Raw genomic sequence first — 23,978 nt, forward strand, 5'->3', positions numbered from 1 at the left:
GATGAGCGGCGCCAACGAAAGAACGACGAGGCAGGACAGAGTGAGCGAAACGACGGCTTCGGAAGGGCTCGCCAGTGCGATGTCGCAGGACCAGATCGCGCGGCTGATGCGCCGCCGCGGCGAGGAATCGCGCTGGTGGTGGATCGTGCCGACGGTCTACATCATCGTGCTTTTGCTGCCGATCTACTGGCTCATCAATATGAGCTTCAAGACCAATGCCGAGATCGTCTCTTCACTGACGCTCTATCCGCATGCACCGACGATCGCCAATTACGTCACCATCTTCACCGATGCATCCTGGTACTCGGGCTACGTCAACTCCATCACCTATGTGGTGATGAACATGGTGATCTCGGTGGCCGCGGCGCTGCCTGCGGCCTATGCGTTCTCGCGCTACCGCTTCCTCGGTGACAAGCACCTGTTTTTCTGGCTGCTGACCAATCGCATGGCGCCGCCGGCGGTGTTTGCGCTGCCGTTCTTCCAACTCTACTCGGCCTTCGGCCTGATCGACACCCACATCGCCGTCGCGCTGGCGCATTGCCTGTTCAACGTGCCATTGGCGGTGTGGATCCTCGAAGGCTTCATGTCAGGCGTGCCGAAGGAAATCGACGAGACCGCCTATATTGACGGCTATTCGTTCCCGCGCTTCTTCGTCAGGATCTTCATGCCGCTGATCGCGAGCGGCATCGGCGTCGCCTGCTTCTTCTGCTTCATGTTCTCATGGGTGGAACTGCTGATCGCCCGCACGCTGACCACAACCGACGCCAAGCCGATCGCCGCCACCATGACCCGTACGGTTTCGGCCGCCGGCATGGACTGGGGCTTGCTCGCCGCCGCTGGTGTGCTGACGCTGATCCCCGGCGCGCTGGTCATCTGGTTTGTGCGCAACTACATCGCCAAGGGTTTCGCCCTGGGGAGGGTTTGATGAAACGAACGCAAGAGTTCGCGCGCAACACCATCGCCAAGAGTTTCGCCCCGGGGAGGGTCTGGTCATGAATTTCGACCTCACCTGGATGGCATGGACCTGGCCGACCGCGGCCTTCTTCGGAACCATTCTTTTGCTGCTGTGCGGCATGGCGGCGTGGGAATATGCCTCGCCGGGCGGCAATCCGCGCGTCGGCGTCCTTCGCTTCGAGACGACGCGTGGCGACCGTCTCTTCCTGTCGCTGCTCGGCAGCGCCTTTATCCATCTCGCTTGGTTGGGTTTTGTTGGATCCAACCTGTGGTGGGCTCTCGCTCTCTCCGTGGTCTACGCCGTTGGCGTGTTCCGCTACGTATAGAGGGGGAAACTGTTGGAGCGACCGCGTGCCGGCGGCCGCTCCAGATCGCGCTTGAAACCTTAAAACAGTGGAGGAAACTAATGCGACGGCAATTTTTAACATCAACGACTGCGCTTGTCCTATTGCTCGGGGTTGGCAACGCCTATGCCGGAATGGACGAGGCAAAGGCATTCCTGGACAAGGAAATCGGACCGCTTTCGACGCTCGACCGCGCCGGCCAGGAAGCCGAAATGCAATGGTTCATCGATGCCGCGAAGCCTTTCGCCGGCATGGACATCAAGGTCGTTTCGGAAACCATCGCCACGCACCAGTATGAATCGCAGGTGCTGGCGCCGGCCTTTACCGCCATCACCGGCATCAAGATCACGCATGACGTCATCCAGGAAGGCGACGTCGTCGAGAAGATCCAGACCCAGATGCAGACCGGCCAGAACCTTTATGACGGCTGGGTCAACGATTCCGACCTGATCGGCACCCACTGGCGTTACCAGCAGGTGCGCAACCTGACCGACTGGATGGCGGGCGACGGCAAGGATGTCACCAATCCGAACCTCGACCTGAAGGACTTCATCGGCACCTCGTTCACGACGGCGCCCGACAAGAAGCTCTACCAGTTGCCCGACCAGCAGTTCGCCAACCTCTACTGGTTCCGTTACGACTGGTTCAACGACGAGAAGAACAAGGCCGACTTCAAGGCCAAGTACGGCTACGACCTCGGCGTTCCGGTCAACTGGTCGGCCTATGAGGATATCGCCGAGTTCTTCACCGGCCGTGAGATCGACGGCAAGAAGGTCTATGGCCACATGGACTACGGCAAGAAGGATCCGTCGCTCGGCTGGCGGTTCACCGACGCCTGGCTGTCCATGGCCGGCAATGGCGACAAGGGTTTGCCGAACGGCTTGCCAGTCGACGAGTGGGGCATCAAGGTCGACGAGAACTCGCGACCGGTCGGCTCCTGCACGGCGCGCGGCGGCGACACCAATGGCCCGGCCGCCGTCTATTCGATCCAGAAGTATCTCGACTGGCTGAAGGCTTATGCTCCAGCCGAAGCACAAGGCATGACCTTCTCCGAATCCGGCCCGGTGCCGGCTCAGGGCGCGGTCGCGCAGCAGATCTTCTGGTACACTGCCTTCACCGCCTCGATGGTCGATGCCGGCGCAAAGGCAGTGCTGAACGACGATGGCACGCCGAAGTGGCGCATGGCACCGTCGCCGCACGGCGTCTACTGGAAGGACGGCATGAAGCTCGGCTATCAGGACGTGGGTTCCTGGACGCTGATGAAGTCGACCCCAACCGACCGCGCCAAGGCCGCCTGGCTTTACGCGCAGTTCGTCACCTCGAAGACCGTCGACGTGAAGAAGAGCCATGTCGGCTTGACCTTCATCCGCGAGAGCACGATCCACGACAAGAGCTTTACCGAACGTGCGCCCAAGCTCGGCGGTCTGATTGAGTTCTACCGTTCGCCGGCTCGCGTCCAGTGGTCGCCGACCGGCACCAACGTGCCTGACTATCCGAAGCTGGCACAGCTCTGGTGGCAAGCGATCGGCGATGCATCGTCGGGTGCCAAGACGGCGCAGGAGGCGATGGACTCGCTCTGCGGCGAGCAGGAAAAGGTGATGAGCCGTATCGAGAAGTCGGGCGTCCAGGGCGATATCGGCCCGAAGATGGCCGAAGAGCATGACCTCGCCTACTGGAACGCCGACGCGGTCAAGAAGGGCAATCTCGCTCCTCAGCTGAAGATCGAGAACGAGAAGGAAAAGCCGATCACCATCAACTACGACGAACTGGTGAAGAGCTGGCAGAAGTAGCATTGTCTATGCGGGCGTTCGCGCGCCCGTGAAATTGGGGGAGGCGGCTCGTTGCCGTCTCCCCTCTTTGCATCGAGGCGGAGGGCGCTGGAATGAGCGGTTTTGTGCTGGCAATCGACCAGGGGACGACATCGACCAGGGCGATCCTGTTCGACGGCGAGTTGAAGGTCGCGGGCAGCGGGCAGAAGGAATTCACCCAGCATTATCCGGCCTCCGGCTGGGTCGAGCACGATCCCGAGGATATCTGGGCGAGTGTCGTGTCTACAGTGAAGACGGCACTGAAGAAGGCCGGCCGAAATGCTTCCGAAGTGGCAGCAATCGGCATCACCAACCAGCGCGAGACCGTCGTCATCTGGGACAGGGCGACCGGCAAGCCGATCCACAACGCCATCGTCTGGCAAGACCGGCGCACCGCGCCGCTGTGCCAGAAACTCAAGAAGCAGGGACTGGAGAAGAAATTCACCCGCAAGACCGGCCTGCTGCTCGATCCCTATTTTTCCGGCACCAAGATCGCCTGGATGCTCGACAAAGTGAAGGGCGCGAGAAAGCGCGCAGAGAAAGGCGAATTGCTGGCCGGCACCATCGACAGCTTTTTGATCTGGCGGCTGACCGGGGGCAAGGTTCATGCCACCGACGCCACCAACGCCTCGCGCACGCTGCTCTACAACATCGCTGAGAATGCCTGGGACGAGGAGCTGCTGGCCATTCTCAACATCCCGGCAAAAATGCTTCCCGAGGTAAAGGACTGCGCCGATGATTATGGAATCACGGAGAAAAATCTCTTCGGCGCCGAGATAAAAATCCTCGGCGTGGCCGGCGACCAGCATGCCGCGACAATCGGCCAGGCCTGTTTCGAGCCGGGCATGATGAAGTCCACCTATGGCACCGGCTGTTTTGCGCTGCTCAACACCGGCAGTGACCTGGTGCGCTCGAAGAACCGGCTTTTGACCACCATTGCCTACCGGCTGAACGGAACGACGACCTATGCGCTGGAAGGCTCGATCTTCATTGCCGGTGCTGCCGTGCAGTGGCTGCGCGATGGCATCAAGGTGATCGGCAAGGCCGAGCAGAGCGGCAAATTGGCGGCCGAGGCTGATGCGACGCAAAACGTCTATCTGGTGCCCGCCTTCGTCGGACTGGGCGCACCGCACTGGGACGCCGAGGCACGCGGCGCCATTTTCGGCCTGACGCGCAATTCCGGTCCGGCGGAGTTCGCTCGCGCCGCGCTGGAAGCCGTGGCCTACCAGACGCGCGACCTGCTCGACGCCATGCGCAAGGACTGGAAGGGCGCTTCGGCCAAGACCGTGCTTCGGGTCGACGGCGGCATGGTGGCGTCCGACTGGACCATGCAGCGCCTCGCCGACATCCTCGATGCACCGGTCGACCGCCCGACCATTTTGGAGACGACGGCGTTGGGTGCCGCGTGGCTGGCCGGCTCGAAGGCAGGTGTGTGGCCGGATGCCAAGAAGTTCGCGAAAAGCTGGGCACTCGAACGAAGATTCCAGCCCGACATGGATGCCGGCATTCGCGCATCTAAGCTAGCTGGCTGGCGCGATGCTGTTCGCAGAACGCTGAGCGTGCAATAAACAGCCATGAGGTGGTGAGTGATGGGGCGAGGGGATGAAGCCAGACTGGTATCCTGCGTGGCGCGATGAGGCTATCGAACAGCTGACGGTCAAGAATGACCGCTTGGAGAAAGACTTCCGCATCGGCCACTGGTCTCGCTACGACTATGACATAGCGACCAGAAGACTTCTGTTTTCCAAGGACGGGGACGTCAAATTGACCGCAGAGGTCCAGATTGCCGGTTCCACGAGCGCTAAGTCACAGAGTTGGCTCTGGGCTTGGGCAAATTCAAATTGGCCCGACAATGTCATGATCGATGCAAAGCGGGTTCGATCCTTCGGCGAGACGAACAGCATCGACGAACTGACCCAGACTTACGCTACGGACGCGGATGATGACCTGGAAGTGCTTGGGTGGGAACTGAGCGCAGTAGCGGTTCGAATTTGCGATGCCCTTGGAGCATATCGGTCACCGAGCGCGGAAGGCGATGCGCGTTACTACATCGTCAAGAGCATCAGCTGGGCGGGCTGACGCTACATCGATACATTGAATGAAAAAGGTCCGCGCCATTGCTGGTGCGGACCTTTCAACGCGACACTATCAGCTATTTCCTCTCACCCTTGGATCAATAGGGCGAACGGCACTCCTTGCGGGGGCCGTAATTCGGCTGGAACGTGTTGTCCGAAGCGCGGTAGCTGCGATAGTGGTCGTAGCACCACTGCACATGCGCGTTGCCTTCATAGACACGATTCTTCTCATTGTTGATAATGGCTCCGGTGATCAGCGCCCCCGTCGCGAAGGCAGCCAGCGGGAACCAGTAATCGCCGTGACGGCGGTAGCCGGGGCGATATTCGCGATAGCCGCGATGGCCGTTCCAATACGCGCCGCGATCGCGGGAAAAATTGCGGTCACGCGAAAAACTGCGATTGTAGCGGTTCTTGCGCCACTCCTGGTACTGGACTGTCTGCACATCCGGCACCGCGACCTGGGATTGCGGCACATAGTTCGGTTGGGCGTTAACGGGCACCGTCTCCGCCGCGACGAATGTGGCCGAGAGCGTGGCTGCCAGCATACCCGCTGTGATTCTGTTCATTGCTCTTCTCCTCAAGGGTTTAGCGGACGTCCCTGTGCTGAGAAAACGAGTGGCATATGCAATTGTTCCCCGGACTGAATGCCGCGGCGGGCAAAAAATGGCTGAGTTCCTTGGCTGCTCTCTCAGCGTCGCCGTGGCGAGCAAGTGCCGCGATGGGGCGAAGCCACCATGTATACGAACCCTCTTTTTCCGGTTGACCGGTCGAAGCACTCTCCCTATGTTCCGCGCAATTTCGAGGGCGGCTTTTGAGCCCGCGGGAGCGCGTAGCTCAGCCGGTAGAGCAACTGACTTTTAATCAGTAGGTCATGGGTTCGAATCCCATCGCGCTCACCAAACTCAAGGAAATCCACCATAGCCAGGGGGGAGATCTTTCCCAAGCGCACGGTAGCAGCATTACGGCTCCGATCGAGCCGACGGCTGTTGCCATTGACCGGGGTTGCCGACTGGCACGAAGCGTCAGCGCTTCCAGAAATCGCGATGCGGCTCGTGCAACTCATCCTCGATTTCGGGGAAGGGGCCAAAGACCTCGATCTTTTTCTGGCCGGAGCCGAACACGGTGCGCGAGGAGAGGCTCATCGTCGGGTTCTCAGGGTGATCCCCGGTCAGCACAAGGATCTTGGTCTCATCGCACCCGTAGACCAGCCGCCCGATATTCGCCCAATATATCGTGCCAGCGCACATCGCGCACGGCTCAAAGGTCGAGACCAGCGTGCATTGCCATAGGAACTCCGGCTCGTAGGCCGCCGCGGCGCGCCGGGCGAGCTCGGTCTCGGCGTGACGCACCGTGTCGAGATTGCCCTGGCGCATGAGGATGCGGTCGTCGGGCCCGACCAGGACGGCGCCGAAGGGATGGTGCCCATGCGCCGCCGCCTCGCGCGCGACTTCACCGGCGGCGCGGAGGTGGGCGAGCATCTGATCGCGGGTCATGGCAAAATCCTGTCGCACCGGCATCCACCACCCGATGAGCGGCTCTTTGAGCCGAGATTGCTGCCAAGCGACGCGACTGGCAAGAGCTAACCCGACGCTTGAGACCTTTGCGTCGGGATATCAGACCCTTGGCGCTACAGCCGCCGGCCGGTCTTGGCGTCGAACAGATGAGCACAGGCGCGGTCGATCTCGATCCGCATCTGCTCGCCCTGTTTCAGCGCAAGCCGTTCCCGGAAAAGGCAGGAGATTTCTTCGCCGGCGCAGTCGACCCGTGCGAAGATTTCCGAACCCGTGGCTTCCAGGAGCACGATGGTGCCGGCAATACCCTGGGAAGTCGTTGCTCGGATATGTTCGGGACGGATGCCGTAGATGAGTTCACCCTCGGGAATTTTTGCCAGGTTGATGTCTTCAGGCAGCGGCAGGGTCAGCCCGCCGGTGCTGCGGAAAATGCCTTCCTCGATACGGCCGGCAATGAAGTTCATGGCGGGCGAGCCGATGAAGCCGGCAACGAAGAGATTGGCCGGACGGTCATAGAGATCGAGCGGCGCGCCGATCTGCTCGACAAGCCCGTCGTGCAGCACGACGATCTTGTCGGCCATGGTCATGGCCTCGATCTGGTCATGCGTGACATAGATGGTGGTGGTGCCCAGCCGCTGGTGCAGTGCCTTGATCTCGCCGCGCATCTGGACGCGCAATTTGGCGTCGAGATTGGAGAGCGGCTCGTCGAACAGGAAGACTTGCGGGTCGCGCACGATCGCGCGGCCCATGGCTACGCGTTGGCGCTGGCCGCCGGAAAGCTGACGCGGGTAGCGGTCGAGCAGCTTGTCCAAGCCAAGAATGCTGGCGGCCCTGCCGACGCGGCTGGCGGTGTCGGCCGGATCGGCTTTCTTGATCTTCAGGGCAAAGCCCATATTGTCGGCCACCGTCATATGCGGATAGAGCGCGTAGTTCTGGAACACCATGGCGATGTTGCGGTCGCGCGCCCGCAGATTGTTGACGGTGCGGTCGCCAATGGCGATCCTGCCGCCCGAGATCGTTTCAAGTCCGGCGATCATGCGCAGCAGCGTCGACTTTCCGCAGCCTGACGGGCCGACCAGGATGACGAATTCGCCATCGGCGATGTCGACGCTGACGTCGTGAATGATCTTGGCCGTTCCGAAAGCTTTCTGGACGTTGTTGATTGTTACCGAAGCCATTGGGTTTCCTCGAAAAAAGTTTGATGTCGGGCGGCATTCAGCCGCCCTTGACGGCGCCGGCGGTCAGTCCCGCGACGATCTGCCTTTGTGCGAACATGGTCAGAACCAGCACCGGCAACGTCACCACAAGTGCCGCGGCGGCGAGCGGACCCCAGCTCACCTGCTCGTAGGAAAGCATGTTGTAGACGGCGACCGGCAGCGTGCGCGTTTCGCGGCTGGCGAGCACCACGCCGAAGACGAAATTGTTCCATGAGAAGATGACGGACAGGATGAAGGCAACCACGATGCCCGGCCTGGCGATGGGCAAAGCGACCAGCCGGAACACCTGCCAGGAGCTGGCGCCGTCGATGTTGGCCGCTTCCTCCAGCTCCATCGGCGTGGTCTCGAAATAGCCGATCATCACCCAGACCACGATCGGCACGGTCACCACCAGATGGATGATGATCTGCGGCCATAGCGTGCCGAGAATGCCGACCCATTGGAACAACAGAAACAGCGGGATGAGATAGGAGAGCCCCGGCGTCATGCGGGCGATCATGATGACGACCGCCGATCGCTCGGCCTTGAGCCGTGCGATGCCATATCCGGCCGGCACGCCGATCAGCAGTGCCAGCAGCGTCGCCGTGCCGGTCACCAGAACGGAATTCCAGAGATAAAGCAGGAAGTTGTTCTCCTCGAACACTTTTGCATAGTTCGACCAGGCGAGATGTTCGGGGATCAGGATCGGCGGGTAGGCGCCGTTGTCGATCTCGAATTTCAGCGACAGCGAGATCATCCAGAGGAAGAACAGGATCGCCGGCGAGACGAAGACCAGGGCCGCGAAAAACAGCCCGATCTGGTTGAGCAGCCGTGAACTCATCTATTTGCCCTCCACGCCGATCCATTGGGAGCGCTGGCGCAACATCAAGAGGATGAAGGACAGGGCGACGATGACGATGAAGAAGACCACGGCCATGGCCGAGCCATAGCCGATGTCGTAATAGGAGAAGGCGGTGTTGTAGAGATAGATGTTGATGGTCTCCGAAGCCGTGCCCGGTCCACCCTGGGTCATGGCGTAGATGATGTCGAAACTCTTCAGCGCATCGATGGTGCGGATGATCACCGCGATCATCAGGAACGGCGCGATCATCGGCAGAGTGAGGTAGCGGAACTGCTGCCAGGCATTGGCGCCATCGATCTCGGCGCTCTCGAACGGCTCGCGCGGCACGGACGCCAGGCCGCCCAGCACGATCAGCATCACCAGCGGCGTCCACTGCCAGGTCTCGACCGCGACCAGCGACGGGATGACCGCGTTGACGTTGAAGATCCATTCCTGCGCCGGGATGCCGACCAGCGACAGAAGGTAGTTGAGGACGCCGAGCTGGGGATGAAACATCATCGTCCAGACCAGCGCCACGGCGACGGGCGTTGCCATCATCGGCATCACGAAAACGCCACGCAACAGGCCGCGCAGCGGAAACCTGGCGTCGAAGATCAGGGCGGCGATGGTGCCAAGCAGCATCGGCGCGGCAACCGAAAGGAAGGTGTAGCTCAAGGTATGGAGCAGCGATTCCCAGAAGCGTTGGTCGACCGCCAGCCGTAGATAATTCTCCATCCCGGCAAAGCTTCGCGACTGGCCGAGCGTCCAGCGGTTGACGCTCATCCACAGCGTGAAAGCCCAGGGAAAGACGATCACTGCGCCGACGACGACGAGCGCCGGAACGACGAAAGGCCAGTAGTTGGGAGCCAGCCGGATCGTCTGGCCCCCTTCGATGGCTTGCGTCGTCACCCCGGTGCGTTCTGGGGTGGTGGCGGACATCAGCCTTGCTCGCTCCTGTCAAGGACCGGCTGGAATTGTTCGGTGGCCTTCTTCAGCTCCTCCGCCGGATCGGCGCCGGCGATCAAATTGGTCAGCGCCACGCCATAGATGTCGCGGAACTCGGTGACCGGGATGATGACCGGCAGCGACAGGCGGCTGACATTGCCGGAGCCGACCACCGCGTCGAGCCAGCTCGCCGGCATGGTGACGCCTTCGCGCACTTTCGCATCTTCAAGCACCGATTTGCGGAACGGGACGCCGGCGCCTGCCTGCCGCCGGCGCGCGCCCATGACCGGCGACACTGCCCACTGGCAGAACAGATAGGCGGCCTCCTTCTTCTCGCTGACGGCCGTCACGCCGATGCCGTCGCCGAAGGTGCCCGAGGCGTGAGCCTTGGGGCCCTTGGGCATGACGCCATAGCCGACCTTGCCGACCACCCGCGATTTTTCCGGATTTTCCATTGGCGGGGCAAAGCCCACACCGTCGAACCACATGCCGATCTTGCCTTGCAGGAAGGCGGACTGCGCTTCGGCCCAATTGAAGCCGGTGACGCCTGGAGGCGCCGACTTGGTCATCAGCCTCTGGTAGAGGCCGGCGGCCTCGATCGCCTCGGGCGACGTCGTGCGCAGCTTCCCCTGACCATCGAGTGGCGTCATGTCGTAGCCGAGCATCAGTGACGTCCACACCGGCGTGTTGGCGTTCTTGATGCCGCGGGCGACGAAACCATAGGTGTTGGTCGACGGGTCGGTCAGCGCCTCGGCGGCGGCCACCAGTTGCTCGAAGGTTTCAGGATATTTGAGGCCCTTGGCCTCGAACAGCTCCTTGTTCCAGTAGACGATCCAGTAGTCGACCGAGAAGGGCAGCGAGCGCAGCACGCCCTGGCCGTCCTTGGCGAACAGCATGCCGGCATCGGCGAAATCGCTTTCGACCAGCCCGGGGTCGGTCAGGGCGGGGTCGGTGAGATAGCCTGATATGTCGGCCAGCCAGCCGCCCTTTTCGAACTGCCGCTTCTGCACATGGTAGCTCAGATGCACGACGTCGAAGCTCGGCTTGCCGGAGCTCAGCTCGATCACCGTCTTCTGGCGCTGCTGCTGCTCAGGCGTCGCCTCGGCATTGACCTTGATGCCGGTCAATTCCTCGAACTCGGCGAGATATTTTATGAGGGTGTCGCTGCGCGGGCTTTTGACCAGATTGACGTCGAGCGTCGTGCCGGCAAAGCGCTTCCAGTCGACGCCGGCGGCAAAGCCCGGGCGGACGCCAGCAATGCCGGCGGCGGCAAGTGCCGCGGTTCCTTGAAGGAGTTGCCTCCTGGTTGGGTTGAACAGATTGGACGACATTTCTTCCTCCCGGTTGCTGTCGTTGTCGATTGCGCCGCGACCGCGGCGCGGCTCATGCTTCCTCAGATTTGCAGCGCCAGCCGGCGCGCCTTGTCGATGTGCAGGCTGATCGCCTCGACCGCCTTCTGCGGATCGCGGCTCTCCAGGGCTTCGATGACCGCGAGGTGCTCGCGCATGACCGGCACGACGCGCCCGTCGATGCGAAAGCGCTCCTGATGGATCAGCCGGATCTTCACCGAATTGACCAGGTAGGCCTTGGCGATGATCTCGTTGCCCAGCGCGTCGATGAAAGTGTCGTGCATCGCCCAGTCGATGCTTTGGGCCTTGGCTTCCATTTCCGGCGTCGGCGCCTGCGAAAGGGCTTGCGCCAGCATCTCCTCATGTTCGCGCCGCAGGCGGGCAAGTTCCTCATCGGAGGCGCTGGCGGTGAACAGCGCCACCGCTTCGCGCTCCATGAACAGACGGAACTGAAAAGCCTCGCGGATCAGGCTGATGTCGATATGGGCGATCTGCATGCCGCGCTGCGGGATCGTCATCAAAAGCCCTTCGGCCTCGAGACGCGGCACGATTTCGCGAATGGCGCCGAGTGGCAGGCCGGTGAAGGCAACCAGTTCGCGCTGCGACACGAACTGACCCGGCAGCAGATCGCGGGCCAGCAAATGCCGCGTGAAGCTGGCATAGGCTTTTTCCCTAAGGGTGGTCGGTTCGCTGCCGTCTTCCATTTCAGCGCGTTTCCTTTGCCGGTCAGGCTGATTCCTTGGCAAACAGACTGTCATAGGCAGCGGCAAGCTGTTGGCGCCCCTGCGAAGCGATCGGCTCCAGCGGTGGGCGGACCGCCAGCCAGCGATCGTCGCCGGTCTTGCGCGCCACCATGACCTTCACCGCCGGCGTGACCGGGTATTTGAGCAATTCGAGCACAAAACGTTCTACGCGGGTATCATCGCGCCCGTCCTCGGCCATGGCGCGGATCTCGCCGGTGACGAAATTGGCCATGCCGGAAATGGCGCCTTGAGCACCAATTCGCACCGCTCGCGCCAAATGCCGCTCGTCGCCGATCAGTATCACCAGATCGCCATGGGCGCCGAGCAGGGCCTCGCTGTAGCTCCAGTCCCCACCGGAATCCTTGACCCCGGCAACGACATCCGGAAAAGCGGTGCGCAACCGGCCGATCAGGCCAAGCGAGAGCTGCACCATCGTGACCGACGGGATGTTGTAGACAAGTACGTCACGGGCGAGGGGACCAAGCGTGGTAAAAACAGTGGAAAACCAGCCGAAAAGACCATCCTCGCCGACATTCTTGAAGTAGCTCGGCGGCGCAAGCAAAATGTTGCGGGCGCCGCGCTGCAAGGCATGCAGTGCCTGTTCGGCGGCGTCTTCGGCCGCATCGACCAGCACGCCGGCAACAAGCTGATGCGGCAGGATGCCGGCAGCCAGCATGGCTTCGGTCACCGACCGCCGCTCCGAGGCGCCCACCGATGCGCCTTCGCCGGTGGTGCCGAAAAGCGTGACGCTGCCGCAGCCCTCGGCCAGGCAACGCCTGGCCTGGGCGATCATCGGCGCGATGGCGATCTGCCCGGAGGCATCAAACGGCGTGGCGAGAGCGGCTGAAAGGCCAAAGCGTGAGGTCACCGGGAAGTCTCCGAAAGGAAGTTCGCCGGCAGTGATATCTCGCTAACATGTCAGTTGTAAATCGTGGTGATGCATTTTTTAAAATCTATCGCAGAACACAGCGAGTTCTCTTTCCGCGACATCGACATCCGTCGCTTCCAGAATGCGAGCAACGTCGCTCCGGAGCAAGACGTCACCCATTCTCAGTTCATATATCTCAGATCAGGTGTTCTCAGGTCAGGCTGAAGAATCCCCGAACACCAGCGAGACATGTCCGCCGGCGTGGCGTTCGAGCCGGCCGGCGAGGTCGAGCTCCAGCAGCACCATGAACACCTGGGCCGGATGCAGGCCGGTGTGGCGGATGATCTCGTCGATCGGCACGGGCGCCGGGCCGAGCGCCTCGATGACGCGCGCGCGGTCGCTTTCGCCGGGCGGCGGTGTGACCGAGAAGTCGGGCGGCTCTTCGAACGGCGGCACGTCGGGCGCCCGCATGCCGGTCAGCGGGGCGATCGCCCTGGAAATGTCCGATGCCTCGGTGACCAGCGTGGCGCCGTCCTTGAGCAGGCCATTGGTGCCGGCGGCACGTGGATCGAGCGGGGAGCCGGGTACGGCGAAAACCAGCCGGCCCATTTCGCCGGCGAGCCTGGCGCTGATCAATGATCCCGAACGTTGCGCCGCCTCGACAACCACCAGTCCAAGGGCCGCGCCCGCGACAAGGCGGTTGCGGCGCGGGAAATCCTGGGCGCGCGGCTGCCAGCCGAACGGCATTTCCGATATGACGGCGCCGCGCTCGATAATCTCGTCGCACAGGCCGGCATTTTCGGGCGGGTAGGGCAGGTCGAGGCCTCCGGCCAGCACGCCGATCGTGCCGGTCGCAAGACTGCCCTGATGCGCCGCCGTGTCGATGCCACGCGCCAGGCCGGAGACGATTGCGTAACCGTCGCGGCCGAGTTCCGCCGCCAGCATGCGCGCCATCTTGATGCCGGCCAGCGATGCGTTGCGAGCGCCCACGATGGCGACCCCCGGCAGCCGGAACACGGCGGCATTGCCCTTGACCGCCAGCAGCGGCGGCGGATGGTCCATGTTGCGCAAAAGCGGCGGATAGTCTGTTTCACCGATACCGACAAAGCGCGCGCCCGCTTTACGGGCCGTCTCCAATTCGGCCTCGGCTTCGGCAATGGTAGGGATGCGGGCGATCCGGCGGGCGCCGCCTGAAATCATAAGCTCCGGCAGTATTTCGAGCGCCACTTCGGCCGAACCGAAGCGGTTGATCAGGTCGCGAAAAGAGGCGGGGCCTACATTCTGGGTGCGGATCAGCCGCAGCCAGCTCAGCCGCTGCCGGTCGCTGAGGCGCGGCCCGGCAGCCGGCTCGCTCACCGCGGTGGCGCGATCGCTCACTCCTTGGCTCCGATCTTGCCCTCGGTGCCTGCAAGCAGGCGTGAAATGTTTTCGCGGTGCTTGATGAAAACGATGATGCTCATCACAACGAACAGCCCGGCAATCGGCGGGGTGCTCAAGAGATAGAGGGCGATCGGCACGATGACCGCCGCCGTCAACGCCGCCAGCGAGGAATAACGGAACAGGAATGCCATCATCAGCCAGACGACGGCGAAGATCAGCGCCACCTGCCAGGCAAGGCCGATCAGCACGCCGAGATAGGTGGCGACGCCCTTGCCGCCCTTGAAGCCCAGCCATACCGGGAAGAGATGGCCGAGAAAGGCGCCAAGGCCTGCCCAGATCGCCAGTTCAGGCGAAAAATGGCCCGATATCAGCACGGCGGCCGTGCCCTTCAGCGCATCGAGCAGCAGCGTTGCGGCGGCAAGGCCCTTGTTGCCGGTGCGCAGAACATTGGTGGCGCCGATGTTGCCCGAGCCGATCTTGCGCACATCGCCGAGGCCGGCCGCGCGGGTAAGCAGCAGTCCGAAAGGAATCGAACCAAGCAAATAGCCGAAAACCAACGCCAAGATCAGGCTGTAAGTCATTGTTTCCCCCGCATTTCCTCCAGTTTGTCTGGATCAGGCGCGGTGCGCGGTGGCCAGCTCAGATCGAGAACACTGTGCGGCCCGCCACCAACGTTTGCAAGACCCTGCCTTGCATGCGCGCGCCTTCGAAACAGGTGTTCTTCGAGCGCGAACGAATGCCGCTCTCGCTGACGATCCAGGGTTCGTCGAGATCGACAAGCGCAAGATCGGCGACTGCGCCCGGCTTCAGCGTGCCGCCGGGCAGCCCGAACAGTTTTGCGGGAGCGGTGGAGAGCGTTTCGATCAGCCGGAGCAACGGCACGTCGCCATTGTGGTAGAGCCGCAATGCCGCACCGAGAAGCGTCTCCAACCCGATGGCGCCGGCCGCCGCATCGGCGAAAGGCAAGCGCTTGGTGTCGACGTCCTGCGGGTCGTGCGAGGAGACGATGATGTCGATCGTGCCATTCCTGACCGCCTCGATCACCGCCAGCCGGTCTTCCTCGGCGCGCAAAGGCGGTGTCAGGCGAAAGAAGGTGCGGTATTCGCCGACATCGTTTTCATTCAACGACAGATTGTGGATCGCGATGCCTGACGTCACGGCCGCACCATCGGCTTTCGCGCGTGTCACGGCGTTTGCCGCCATCGCCGTCGAGATCTTCGCCGCGTGATAGGAGCCGTGCGTCAGCCGCGCAAGGGCAAGATCACGCTCCAGCGGGATGGATTCGGCTTCGCGCGGAATGCCGGAGAGGCCGAGCCAACTGGCGTAGAGGCCTTCGTTCATCACGCCGGACGAACCGAGGTCGGCGTCCTGGGTTTCATGCACGATGGTGGCGCCGAAGTCGCGTGCATAGGTCAGCGCACGGCGCATCACCAGCGCGCTCGATATGGTGTGACGGCCATCGGTGAAGGCGACGGCGCCGGCTTCGCGCAGCAGGCCGAATTCCGTCATTTCGCGCCCGTCGAGGCCCTTGGTGATTGCCGCCGCCGGAAAGACGTTGACGCTTGCCGTGTCCTTGGCGGTGCGCAGCACGAACTCGACCAGCGCCACATTGTCGATCACGGGATCGGTGTCGGGCATCATGACGATCGATGTGACGCCGCCGGCTGCCGCCGCGACACTTGCCGACGCAATGGTTTCGCGATGCTCGCCGCCCGGCTCGCCGATGAACACGCGGCCATCGATCAGGCCCGGAATGATCGCCTTGCCGGCGCAGTCGATGACGATAGCGCCCTCGGGCGCCCCCTGGTTGAGTGCCGCCTTGCCGGCGGCAACGATCTTGCGGCCCTCGACGATGACGGTGCCTACTTCGTCGAGACCGCGCGACGGGTCGACGATGCGGGCGCGCTCGAAGACCGTTGTGATCATGCGCCGCGGCCCTCTTGATTGCGGCCCTCTTGATTGCGACGGGGGTCGAGCAGGGCTTCCATCACGGCCATGCGCAAAGCAACGCCCATCTCGACCTGTTCCTGGATGACGCTCTGCGGACCGTCGGCGATTTCCGAGGCGATCTCGACGCCGCGGTTCATCGGACCGGGGTGCATCACCAGCGCGTCGTCCTTGGCGGCCTTCAATTTCTCGGCGTCGAGGCCGAAATAGCGGAAGTATTCGCGCACCGAAGGCACGAAGGCACCTTCCATGCGCTCGCGCTGCAAGCGCAGCATCATCACCACGTCGGCGCCCTTGAGACCCTCGGCCATCGAGCGGGTGACGATGACGCCCATCTTCTCGATGCCGGTGGGCAGCAGCGTCGACGGTGCGACGACGCGCACCTGGGCGCCAAGCGCATTGAGCAGCATGATGTTCGAGCGCGCCACACGCGAGTGCAGGATATCGCCGCAGATCGCCACGATCAGCTTCGACAGCGGGCCTTTGGCGCGGCGGATGGTCAGCGCGTCGAGCAGCGCCTGTGTCGGGTGTTCATGCGCGCCGTCGCCGGCATTGACGACGGAACAGCCGACCTTCTGCGCCAGAAGGGCGGCGGCGCCGGCCGACTGGTGGCGGATGATCAGGATGTCGGGCCGCATGGCGTTCAGCGTCATCGCGGTGTCGATGAGCGTTTCGCCCTTCTTCACCGAGGAACTCGCCACCGACATGTTCATGACATCGGCGCCGAGCCGCTTTCCAGCCAACTCGAACGACGACTGCGTACGTGTCGACGCCTCATAGAACAGGTTGATCTGTGTGCGGCCGCGCAGCGTCGAGGTTTTCTTCTCGGACTGCCGCGAGATCGCGACCGCGCGGTCCGCCCGGTCGAGCAATAGCTCGATGTCGGCGGGGGAAAGATCGCGGATGCCCAAAAGATGGCGGTGAGGGTAGAGTGGCAGGGACGAAGCGTCGGTCATCTCAAGGCGCTGCTATAGGGTGGAGATTTTGCGGCTGCAAGCGCCAGCTTTGGATTGGAGCCGTTCTCCCCGGTATTTTCATCGCGCGGGCGGCAACGCTTGGCTATACCTAGCCGACGGCCTCGGATTCGTGGCTTTCTGACGACAAGGGCCTTTCTGCCGATAGAAGGATTGGGCGTGACCGACGACGTGACGAACCAGCCGCCGCCGCTGACGGGCGGCAACGCCTGGCGGGGCGATCCGTTGCTGATCCAGCTCGCGGAGCGTTTTTCCGATCCGGTGCGCAAGGATCTCGACGGGCTCGGCCGTTTCGTGCTGACGCAAGAGGCGCAGGAACTGGCGCGGCTCGCCAATGTCGAGACGCCGAAGCTCAGGACGCATGATCGCCAGGGGCGGCGCATCGATGTGGTCGAGTTCCATCCCGCCTATCACGCCTTGATGCGCCGCTCAGTGGCCAACGGGCTGCATTCCTCGGTCTGGGAAAACGGCGACGCCGAGATCGGCCGCCGACATCAGGTCCGCGCCGCCCGGTTTTACCTGACGGCGGAGCTCGAGACCGGGCATCTCTGCCCCATCACCATGACCAACGCTTCGCTGGCGGCCTTGATGGCCAGCCCAAAACTGTTTCGCGAATGGGCGCCGCGCGTGACGACGCGCAAATACGACCACAGCCAAAGGCCGCCGGTCGAGAAGACCGGGCTGACGCTCGGCATGGGCATGACCGAGAAACAGGGCGGCACCGATGTGCGCGCCAATGTGACGAGGGCCGAGCGCGCCGGCAGCGGGTTTTATCGCCTGACCGGGCACAAATGGTTCATGTCGGCGCCGATGTCTGACGCGTTCTTGGTGCTGGCGCAGGCGCCGGAGGGATTGTCGTGCTTTCTGGTGCCGCGCGTTCTCGGCGACGGGTCGGGCAACGGCTTCCGTTTTCAGCGGCTGAAGGACAAGCTCGGCAACCGCTCCAACGCGTCTTCCGAAGTGGAATTCGTCAACGCCATCGGCGAGATGGTCGGCGAACCGGGTGCCGGCGTGAAGACGATCATGGACATGGTCACCCTGACCCGGCTCGATTGTGCCATCGCATCGTCGGCGATCATGCGCGCGGGTCTGGCCGAGGCCGTTCATCACGCCCGTCACCGCCAGGTGTTCGGCTCGACCTTGATCGAGCAGCCGCTCATGCAGCGCGTGCTTGCGGACATGGCGCTCGATGTGGCGGCAGCCACCGCGCTGTCGTTCCGGCTGGCGCGGTCCTTCGACGAGGCGGCGAGCGATCGCGGCGAGGCGGCGTTCGCCCGCGCCATGACGCCGGTCGTCAAATACTGGGTCTGCAAGATCGCGCCACCGCTGCTTTACGAAGCGATGGAATGTCTCGGCGGCAATGGCTATGTCGAGGAGGCGCCGCTCGCCCGCTACTATCGCGAAGCCCCGGTCAACGCGATCTGGGAAGGCTCGGGCAATGTCATGGCGCTCGACGTGCTGCGCGTGCTTGGTCGCGCGCCTGGCCTGTTCGAGGATGTGTTGGCCGGCATCGATCGCGATCTCGGCGCTGGCGGACGCGGCACGATCGGCGTGCTGAAGGCGGCGATGCAGGTTGCGTCAACCGATGAGGGCTCGGCCCGTCTGCTCACCGAACAACTGGCGCTTTCGGCGGCAGCGGCTGAGTTGCGCCGGCTGGGGGCAGGGCGGATCGCAGATGCTTTCGTCGAGACGCGTTTGGCCGGCCAATGGCGCAACACCTATGGCATGCTCGATTCGCGCCACGATGCGCGCATGATCATCGACACACTCTATCCGCCGGTGAATTGAGCCGCGAGCATCGCAAAAACCGGCGTTTGATGCGTCGGCGAGCATCCCGATGCGTATGGCTAATCGCCGTTAACCTTAACAAATGGTTTCCGTTGCGATGGCGAGCGGCAAGGCCCACTGTCCCGGCGAAAGCAGGGAATGGTTCAGATTGGCCGCCCCTTGCTTTGCGAAGCGGGAACGGCGATGCGACACGTACTGACCTCTTTTCTGGCCTTGCACTGGGCGATCGTTTTCGCCCTGCTCGCGCTCATCTGCATCGACGGAAGCCGTGGTGTGGCGACGGCTCTCGGCGTGTTGGGAGCTACAATCGAGGACAGCCGCTTCATCGACCTCGACAAATTCGTCGTCGTGGCGCCGCTCGCGACAGCATTGCTTGTCGTCTCTGTGCTGTTTTTCTGGGCTTTTGTCGAAGCCCTGATCAACGACGCGACCAGCCAGGGCGTCGACAGCGTTGCCCGCATCGCCTTCATCTGCGCATCCGGCGTGTTGTCTCTGATCGTCATCGGTGGCGCCGCGCAAGGCATCAATGGGATGTTCATGGCTGTCGCCGTGCAGTTGGCAGCACTTCTGGCGTCCTATGTCGCCATGCTTGCCGAGCGGCGCTCCGTGGTTGCGGCAGCTTCGGGCGAGGGCGAAATCCGCGCCGTCGCGCACGGCATGGCAAAGGCCGCGGCCCACAATTCGCTGCTTTCACTCATATCGGGCCGAACAGGCTCCAATCCCGGGGGAGAGCGCTGATGCGTTACATCTTCGCATTCTGGGCGGCCCCCATGGCGATATTCTGGGGCTGGTTCTATCTGTCGGCCAATGACATCAATTTCGGCTACACGATGCTCAGCCGACAGATGCACGACTTCTTCTTCCAGTTCTATGGCCAGATGCTCGGCACCGACCCGGCGATCATCCCCGGTATGGTGGCGAAGACGTGCATCTTCGACGGGTTGCTGCTGATGGCGCTTTGGGCATTCCGCCGCCGCCGGGAAATCGCCAGTTGGGTCAAACAGCGCTGGGCGGGTCCGTTCGACCGGATGCGTGGAGCGACTGAAGCCGGTCCAAAACTCCCTGCAGAATAAACGCGGCTGCCGCCGAATCGATCTTGCCGGCGCGTTTGCGGCGCGAGAAGTCCATCTCGATCAGCGTCCTTTCGGCCGCTACCGTCGATAGCCTTTCGTCCCAGAACACGAAGGGCAGGTCGCTCATCTGCGCCATGTTGCGGACGAAGGCGCGCGATTTCTGCGCGCGCGGCCCTTCCGAACCGTCCATGTTGATCGGCAGCCCAATCACCACCGCGCCGGCATTCTCCTTTTGCAGCAAGGCGAGCAGCACCGCCGCATCGAGCGAGAATTTCCTTCGCATGATGACCGGGCGCGGATGGGCGAAAGAAAACCTCTGGTCCGAGACCGCGACGCCGATCGTCTTGTCGCCGAGGTCAAGCCCGGCCAGCGTCTTGCCTTCGGTTAGCCGCGCCGGCAATTCCTCGATCGTGATAATGCCCACCAGCCGTCCTTCATCTTTCACCGCGTTGTGTTCTCTCAAACGCACAACGGGCACAGGAACCCTTTGATCTCCGGTCTATCGGCGTTCTATCCTCTGGCAAGCCAAAAATCGAGGAATGCATTCATGAAACTGACCTGGTATGGCCACTCGGCCTTTCGCATTGATACGGCTGACGCCAAGATACTCATCGATCCCTACCTGATCGGCAATCCGTCCTGGACGGGCGGCTGGGAAGGACCGGCCGAGGGCATCACGCATGTGCTGCTGACGCATGGACACAGCGACCACATCAGCGGCGCGCTGGAAGTGCTTGGCAAAAGTGGCGCCCAATTGGTCGCGAATTTCGAGATCTGCATGTATCTGGTCGGCAAAGGCGTCAGCGACAAGAAGATCAATCCCGGCAACATCGGCGGTACCGTTGATTGCGGCAGCTTCACCACCACGTTCGTCCAGGCGCTGCATTCCTCCTCGTTTGGCCAAGAGGGTGGCAAGAATGTCTATCTCGGCAATCCCGGTGGTCTCGTCCTGCACTTCCCGGAAGACAAAACGCTCTACCACATGGGCGACACCGACATCTTTTCCGATATGGCGCTGATCAACGAGTTGCATGAACCCAAGATCGGCATCGTTCCGATCGGCGACCGTTTCACCATGGGCGGTGCGGTGGCGGCACTTGCTTGCCGACGCTTCTTCAAGTTCGAGACCGTGATTCCCTGTCACTTCGGCACGTTTCCGATGATCGATCCGACGCCCGACAAGTTCGAGGCCGGCCTGGAAGGGTCCAGTGTAAAGGTGGCATTGCCGAAAATCGGTGAGACGATTGCGATCTAGAAACAGCTAAAGCGGAATAAATCCATGATGTTGGGGCGATCTCTTTGCGTGTCCATGTTTGTCGCTGCGTCGCCCGCGCTCGCCGCGGATGATTTCATCGAGGGCGTCTATCTTCAGTCCGAGGAGCTTTGCAAACAGGCCAAGAAGGACACGCTGCAAACGCTTATCGACGCCGGCAACATCGTGCTTTCGGCGCGCGGCCTGCAAGGCGTCGAATACAATTGCGAGTTTCTGCAGATCAGCAAGGCGGCGGCTTCGCCAAGCTGGGCGGTGACGGCCATCTGCCAGGAACCGGGCTATGTCTTTCCCGATGTCCTCTCGGTGACGCAAATGAACCCGAAGCAAGTCGATCTCGTGTCGGTTCGGCCCACCGATAACGAAAGCGAGGCAAGCGGCAACAGCGGCAGCTACTATCTGTGCGAGGGCGTTGCCCTGCCGTAGACAGCACCTTGCCCTTGGACCGATGGCCGAGAGCCGGGCCGCCACCACGGTCCGGTCTTCCGCACGATGCATGTTGCGCACCGCGCGCGCCGCCGCTATAGCCCGAACTGGTTTTCCCCGAGGCAAAAACATGTCCGTTGATCTGCAAACAGTGAAGCGAGTCGCGCATCTTGCCCGCATCGCGGTGAGTGAAGAAGATGCCGAACGCATGACCGGCGAGCTGAACGCCATACTGGGCTTCGTCGAGCAGCTGAACGAGGTCGATGTTTCCGGCGTCGAGCCGATGACCTCGGTGACACCGATGGAGATGAAGAAGCGCCAGGATGTTGTTACCGACGGCAGCAAGGCGACCGATATCGTCGCCAACGCGCCGGCGACCGACGAGAATTTCTTCCTCGTTCCGAAGGTCATGGAGTAACGGGCCGATGGCAATCGAGATCGCCATCGAGACGCCGCTGCAGGACGACGTGCGCGGCCTGGTCGAGGAACTCAATGAAACCTTGCTCGAATTGACGCCGCCGGAGCACTGCTACCATCTGACGGTCGAGCAGATGGCCGACGACGATACGACCGTTTTCATCGCCCGCGAGGATGGTCTCGCTGTCGGCTGCGGTGCGTTGAAGCGCCATAACAGCGCCATCGGCGAGGTCAAGCGTATGTACACGCGGCCTTCGCATCGCGGCCGCAAGATCGGCGCCAGGATCGTCGAGCGGGTCGAAGCGCTGGCGCGCAATGAGGGGCTGAAGCGCCTGGTGCTGGAGACGGGTGATCGCCATCCCGCCGCTTGGACTGTCTACGAACGTGCCGGGTTTTCGCGCTGCGGCCCGGTGCTGGATTATCCCGATTCCGAGTGGTCGGTGTTTTACGAAAAGAGCCTTTGATGAGCGACCTGACCCAGCTGACGATTTCGCAGGCCCGCGCCAAGCTGCGCGGCAAGGAGATCACCGCGACCGAGATCGCCGAGGCCTATCTCTCGGCCATCGATCGCGCCAATCCGGCGCTCAATGCCTATGTCGCGGTGACCGGCGACAAGGCGCGCGACATGGCCAAGGCGTCCGACGCAAGGCTGGTTAAGGGCGAGGGCGGTGCGCTGGAAGGCATCCCACTCGGCATCAAGGACCTGTTTGGGACCGAAGGTATCCATACCCAAGCCTGCAGCCATGTGCTCGACGGCTTCAAGCCGCGCTACGAATCGACAGTTACCGCCAATCTGTGGGCCGACGGGGCGGTGATGCTCGGCAAGCTCAACATGGACGAGTTCGCCATGGGCTCTTCCAACGAGACGTCCTACTATGGTCCGGTCATCAACCCATGGCGGCGCTCGCGCCTGGACACAGTGGTGATGCCGACGACGCATCAGGGTGACGGCGGCTTCGTTTCGGCCGGCGGCACCAGGACCGCGCGCAGCCTGGACAATGCGCAGCTGGTGCCGGGCGGTTCTTCCGGCGGTTCGGCGACCGCGGTCTCGGCTTTCCTGTGTGCCGGCGCCACGGCGACGGATACCGGCGGCTCGATCCGCCAGCCGGCCGCCTTCACCGGCACCGTTGGCATCAAGCCGACCTACGGCCGCTGCTCGCGCTGGGGCATCGTCGCCTTCGCCTCGTCGCTCGACCAGGCCGGGCCGATCGCCCGTGACGTGCGCGATGCCGCGATCCTGTTGAAGTCGATGGCGTCCGTCGATCCGAAGGACACGACGTCGGTCGATCGGCCCGTGCCGGATTATGAGGCGGCGATCGGCAAGCCGATCAAGGGTATGAAGGTCGGCATTCCCCGGGAATACCGCGTCGACGGGATGCCCGAAGAGATCGAGGCGCTGTGGCAGAAAGGCATTGCCTGGCTCAGGGATGCCGGCGCCGAGATCGTCGACATTTCCCTGCCGCACACCAAATACGCGCTGCCGGCCTATTATATCGTGGCGCCGGCCGAGGCTTCGTCCAACCTCGCGCGTTATGACGGCGTCCGCTACGGGTTGCGCGTGCCGGGCAAGGATATCGTCGACATGTACGAGAAGACCCGCGCCGCCGGTTTCGGCCGCGAGGTCAAACGCCGCATCATGATCGGCACATATGTGCTGTCGGCCGGCTATTACGACGCCTACTACCTGCAGGCGCAGAAGGTGCGCAATCTGATCAAGCGCGACTTCGAGACTGTTTTCGCCGCCGGCGTCGATGTCATCCTGACCCCGGCAACGCCGTCCGCCGCCTTCGGCATCGCCGACGAGGACATGGCCGCCGATCCGGTCAAGATGTATTTGAACGACATCTTCACCGTCACGGTGAACATGGCTGGCCTGCCGGGCATCGCCGTGCCCGCCGGCCTCGACGCCAAGGGCCTGCCGCTCGGGCTGCAGCTCATCGGCCGGCCGTTCGACGAGGAAACCCTGTTCCAGACCGCTGCCGTCATCGAACAGGCGGCCGGCACATTTCAGCCGGAAAAGTGGTGGTAAGGATGCCGCTCGTCTAGCGCATGACCCCGAAAATCGCCAT

Annotated in this window: 26 protein-coding genes and 1 tRNA gene; 14 read left to right on the forward strand and 13 right to left on the reverse strand. The window is 62.7% G+C overall.

Translation table 11 applies throughout. The features are described 5' to 3' along the window. Position 1 precedes the first annotated feature (1 nt). The 5 genes from NKG99_RS26020 to NKG99_RS26040 all read left to right on the forward strand — a co-directional run bounded on the left by NKG99_RS26020 (position 2) and on the right by NKG99_RS26040 (position 5,185). The gene (locus tag NKG99_RS26020; protein WP_352871775.1) at positions 2-925 is read left to right on the forward strand and encodes a carbohydrate ABC transporter permease; all 924 of its coding nucleotides are present in this window, start codon (positions 2-4) and stop codon (positions 923-925) included. A gap of 67 nt (positions 926-992) precedes the next feature. After that, the gene (locus tag NKG99_RS26025) at positions 993-1,280 is read left to right on the forward strand and encodes a DUF2160 domain-containing protein (protein ID WP_352871777.1); all 288 of its coding nucleotides are present in this window, start codon (positions 993-995) and stop codon (positions 1,278-1,280) included. A gap of 80 nt (positions 1,281-1,360) precedes the next feature. Beyond that, on the forward strand, positions 1,361-3,088 hold the full coding sequence (locus NKG99_RS26030) for an ABC transporter substrate-binding protein (RefSeq protein ID WP_352627831.1): 1,728 nt from the start codon (positions 1,361-1,363) through the stop codon (positions 3,086-3,088). 92 nt (positions 3,089-3,180) lie between these two features. Continuing rightward, positions 3,181-4,674, forward strand: coding sequence for a glycerol kinase GlpK (gene glpK / locus NKG99_RS26035; RefSeq protein ID WP_352871779.1), 1,494 nt, complete (start codon positions 3,181-3,183; stop codon positions 4,672-4,674). A 34-nt stretch (positions 4,675-4,708) separates the two neighbouring features. Then, positions 4,709-5,185 carry a DUF6882 domain-containing protein gene (locus NKG99_RS26040; RefSeq protein ID WP_352871781.1) on the forward strand — a complete coding sequence of 159 codons (477 nt, stop codon included), beginning with the start codon at positions 4,709-4,711 and terminating at the stop codon, positions 5,183-5,185. A 94-nt stretch (positions 5,186-5,279) separates the two neighbouring features. Here the strand turns inward: NKG99_RS26040 and NKG99_RS26045 are convergent, their stop codons facing one another. Next, on the reverse strand, positions 5,280-5,747 hold the full coding sequence (locus NKG99_RS26045; protein WP_352871783.1) for a BA14K family protein: 468 nt from the start codon (positions 5,745-5,747) through the stop codon (positions 5,280-5,282). 257 nt (positions 5,748-6,004) lie between these two features. Between NKG99_RS26045 and NKG99_RS26050 the strand changes: the two genes are divergently transcribed. Then, positions 6,005-6,080: transfer RNA gene (locus NKG99_RS26050), tRNA-Lys, on the forward strand. A gap of 123 nt (positions 6,081-6,203) precedes the next feature. On the opposite strand, the gene NKG99_RS26055 is transcribed toward NKG99_RS26050, so the two are convergent. The 11 genes from NKG99_RS26055 to NKG99_RS26105 form a co-directional block, all read right to left on the reverse strand. Continuing rightward, entirely contained in the window at positions 6,204-6,674 is a 471-nt protein-coding gene (locus NKG99_RS26055; protein WP_352871785.1) for a nucleoside deaminase, read from the reverse strand. Positions 6,675-6,808: 134 nt separating this feature from the next. Then, complete coding sequence (locus NKG99_RS26060; RefSeq protein ID WP_352871787.1) at positions 6,809-7,870, reverse strand: ABC transporter ATP-binding protein; 1,062 nt, start codon at positions 7,868-7,870, stop codon at positions 6,809-6,811. A 37-nt stretch (positions 7,871-7,907) separates the two neighbouring features. Next, on the reverse strand, positions 7,908-8,729 hold the full coding sequence (locus NKG99_RS26065) for a carbohydrate ABC transporter permease (RefSeq protein WP_352871789.1): 822 nt from the start codon (positions 8,727-8,729) through the stop codon (positions 7,908-7,910). Beyond that, positions 8,730-9,668, reverse strand: a complete 939-nt coding sequence (locus NKG99_RS26070) for a carbohydrate ABC transporter permease (RefSeq protein WP_352871791.1) — start codon at positions 9,666-9,668, stop codon at positions 8,730-8,732. Continuing rightward, complete coding sequence (locus NKG99_RS26075; RefSeq protein WP_352871793.1) at positions 9,668-11,005, reverse strand: ABC transporter substrate-binding protein; 1,338 nt, start codon at positions 11,003-11,005, stop codon at positions 9,668-9,670. Before NKG99_RS26075 ends, NKG99_RS26070 begins: the two co-directional genes overlap by 1 nt. A gap of 62 nt (positions 11,006-11,067) precedes the next feature. Then, on the reverse strand, positions 11,068-11,727 hold the full coding sequence (locus NKG99_RS26080) for a GntR family transcriptional regulator (RefSeq protein WP_352871795.1): 660 nt from the start codon (positions 11,725-11,727) through the stop codon (positions 11,068-11,070). 22 nt (positions 11,728-11,749) lie between these two features. Further along, on the reverse strand, positions 11,750-12,634 hold the full coding sequence (locus NKG99_RS26085) for a dihydrodipicolinate synthase family protein (RefSeq protein WP_352871797.1): 885 nt from the start codon (positions 12,632-12,634) through the stop codon (positions 11,750-11,752). 216 nt (positions 12,635-12,850) lie between these two features. Then, the gene (dprA, locus tag NKG99_RS26090; protein WP_352871838.1) at positions 12,851-13,990 is read right to left on the reverse strand and encodes a DNA-processing protein DprA; all 1,140 of its coding nucleotides are present in this window, start codon (positions 13,988-13,990) and stop codon (positions 12,851-12,853) included. Between the two features lie 17 nt (positions 13,991-14,007). After that, positions 14,008-14,595 carry a glycerol-3-phosphate 1-O-acyltransferase PlsY gene (gene plsY, locus NKG99_RS26095; RefSeq protein WP_352871799.1) on the reverse strand — a complete coding sequence of 196 codons (588 nt, stop codon included), beginning with the start codon at positions 14,593-14,595 and terminating at the stop codon, positions 14,008-14,010. 58 nt (positions 14,596-14,653) lie between these two features. Beyond that, positions 14,654-15,940: a dihydroorotase gene (locus NKG99_RS26100; RefSeq protein WP_352871801.1), complete on the reverse strand. Its 1,287-nt coding sequence runs from the start codon at positions 15,938-15,940 to the stop codon at positions 14,654-14,656. Further along, positions 15,937-16,917, reverse strand: a complete 981-nt coding sequence (locus tag NKG99_RS26105) for an aspartate carbamoyltransferase catalytic subunit (RefSeq protein ID WP_352871803.1) — start codon at positions 16,915-16,917, stop codon at positions 15,937-15,939. The genes NKG99_RS26100 and NKG99_RS26105 overlap by 4 nt, the downstream gene beginning before the upstream one ends. 177 nt (positions 16,918-17,094) lie before the next feature. Here NKG99_RS26105 and NKG99_RS26110 point away from each other — a divergent pair, with 177 nt between their 5' ends. From NKG99_RS26110 to NKG99_RS26120, 3 genes are all read left to right on the forward strand, one after another. Beyond that, positions 17,095-18,723, forward strand: coding sequence for a DNA alkylation response protein (locus NKG99_RS26110; protein ID WP_352871805.1), 1,629 nt, complete (start codon positions 17,095-17,097; stop codon positions 18,721-18,723). Positions 18,724-18,906: 183 nt separating this feature from the next. Beyond that, a complete protein-coding gene (locus tag NKG99_RS26115; RefSeq protein WP_352871807.1) occupies positions 18,907-19,461 on the forward strand; it encodes a hypothetical protein in 555 nt (184 codons plus the stop codon). Further along, positions 19,461-19,796: a DUF6105 family protein gene (locus tag NKG99_RS26120; RefSeq protein ID WP_352871809.1), complete on the forward strand. Its 336-nt coding sequence runs from the start codon at positions 19,461-19,463 to the stop codon at positions 19,794-19,796. Before NKG99_RS26115 ends, NKG99_RS26120 begins: the two co-directional genes overlap by 1 nt. Here NKG99_RS26120 and ruvX read toward each other — a convergent pair. Beyond that, the gene (gene ruvX / locus NKG99_RS26125; protein ID WP_352871811.1) at positions 19,720-20,220 is read right to left on the reverse strand and encodes a Holliday junction resolvase RuvX; all 501 of its coding nucleotides are present in this window, start codon (positions 20,218-20,220) and stop codon (positions 19,720-19,722) included. The two genes, NKG99_RS26120 and ruvX, sit on opposite strands and share 77 nt — an antisense overlap. A 123-nt stretch (positions 20,221-20,343) precedes the next feature. On the opposite strand from ruvX, the gene NKG99_RS26130 reads away from it, so the two are divergent. The 5 genes from NKG99_RS26130 (at position 20,344) to NKG99_RS26150 (ending at position 23,938) form a co-directional block, all read left to right on the forward strand. Further along, the gene (locus tag NKG99_RS26130) at positions 20,344-21,051 is read left to right on the forward strand and encodes a metal-dependent hydrolase (protein ID WP_352871814.1); all 708 of its coding nucleotides are present in this window, start codon (positions 20,344-20,346) and stop codon (positions 21,049-21,051) included. A 54-nt stretch (positions 21,052-21,105) separates the two neighbouring features. Further along, entirely contained in the window at positions 21,106-21,492 is a 387-nt protein-coding gene (locus NKG99_RS26135) for a hypothetical protein (RefSeq protein WP_352877838.1), read from the forward strand. Between the two features lie 130 nt (positions 21,493-21,622). Next, positions 21,623-21,910: an Asp-tRNA(Asn)/Glu-tRNA(Gln) amidotransferase subunit GatC gene (gatC, locus tag NKG99_RS26140; protein ID WP_352871818.1), complete on the forward strand. Its 288-nt coding sequence runs from the start codon at positions 21,623-21,625 to the stop codon at positions 21,908-21,910. A 7-nt stretch (positions 21,911-21,917) separates the two neighbouring features. Continuing rightward, the gene (locus tag NKG99_RS26145; RefSeq protein WP_352871820.1) at positions 21,918-22,373 is read left to right on the forward strand and encodes a GNAT family N-acetyltransferase; all 456 of its coding nucleotides are present in this window, start codon (positions 21,918-21,920) and stop codon (positions 22,371-22,373) included. Then, positions 22,373-23,938 (forward strand): amidase, encoded by a 1,566-nt coding sequence (locus NKG99_RS26150; RefSeq protein WP_352871822.1) that lies wholly within the window; start codon positions 22,373-22,375, stop codon positions 23,936-23,938. Before NKG99_RS26145 ends, NKG99_RS26150 begins: the two co-directional genes overlap by 1 nt. Positions 23,939-23,978: the final 40 nt, after the last annotated feature.

It is taken from the genome of Mesorhizobium sp. M1409, from assembly GCF_040317535.1.
Lineage (GTDB): Bacteria > Pseudomonadota > Alphaproteobacteria > Rhizobiales > Rhizobiaceae > Mesorhizobium.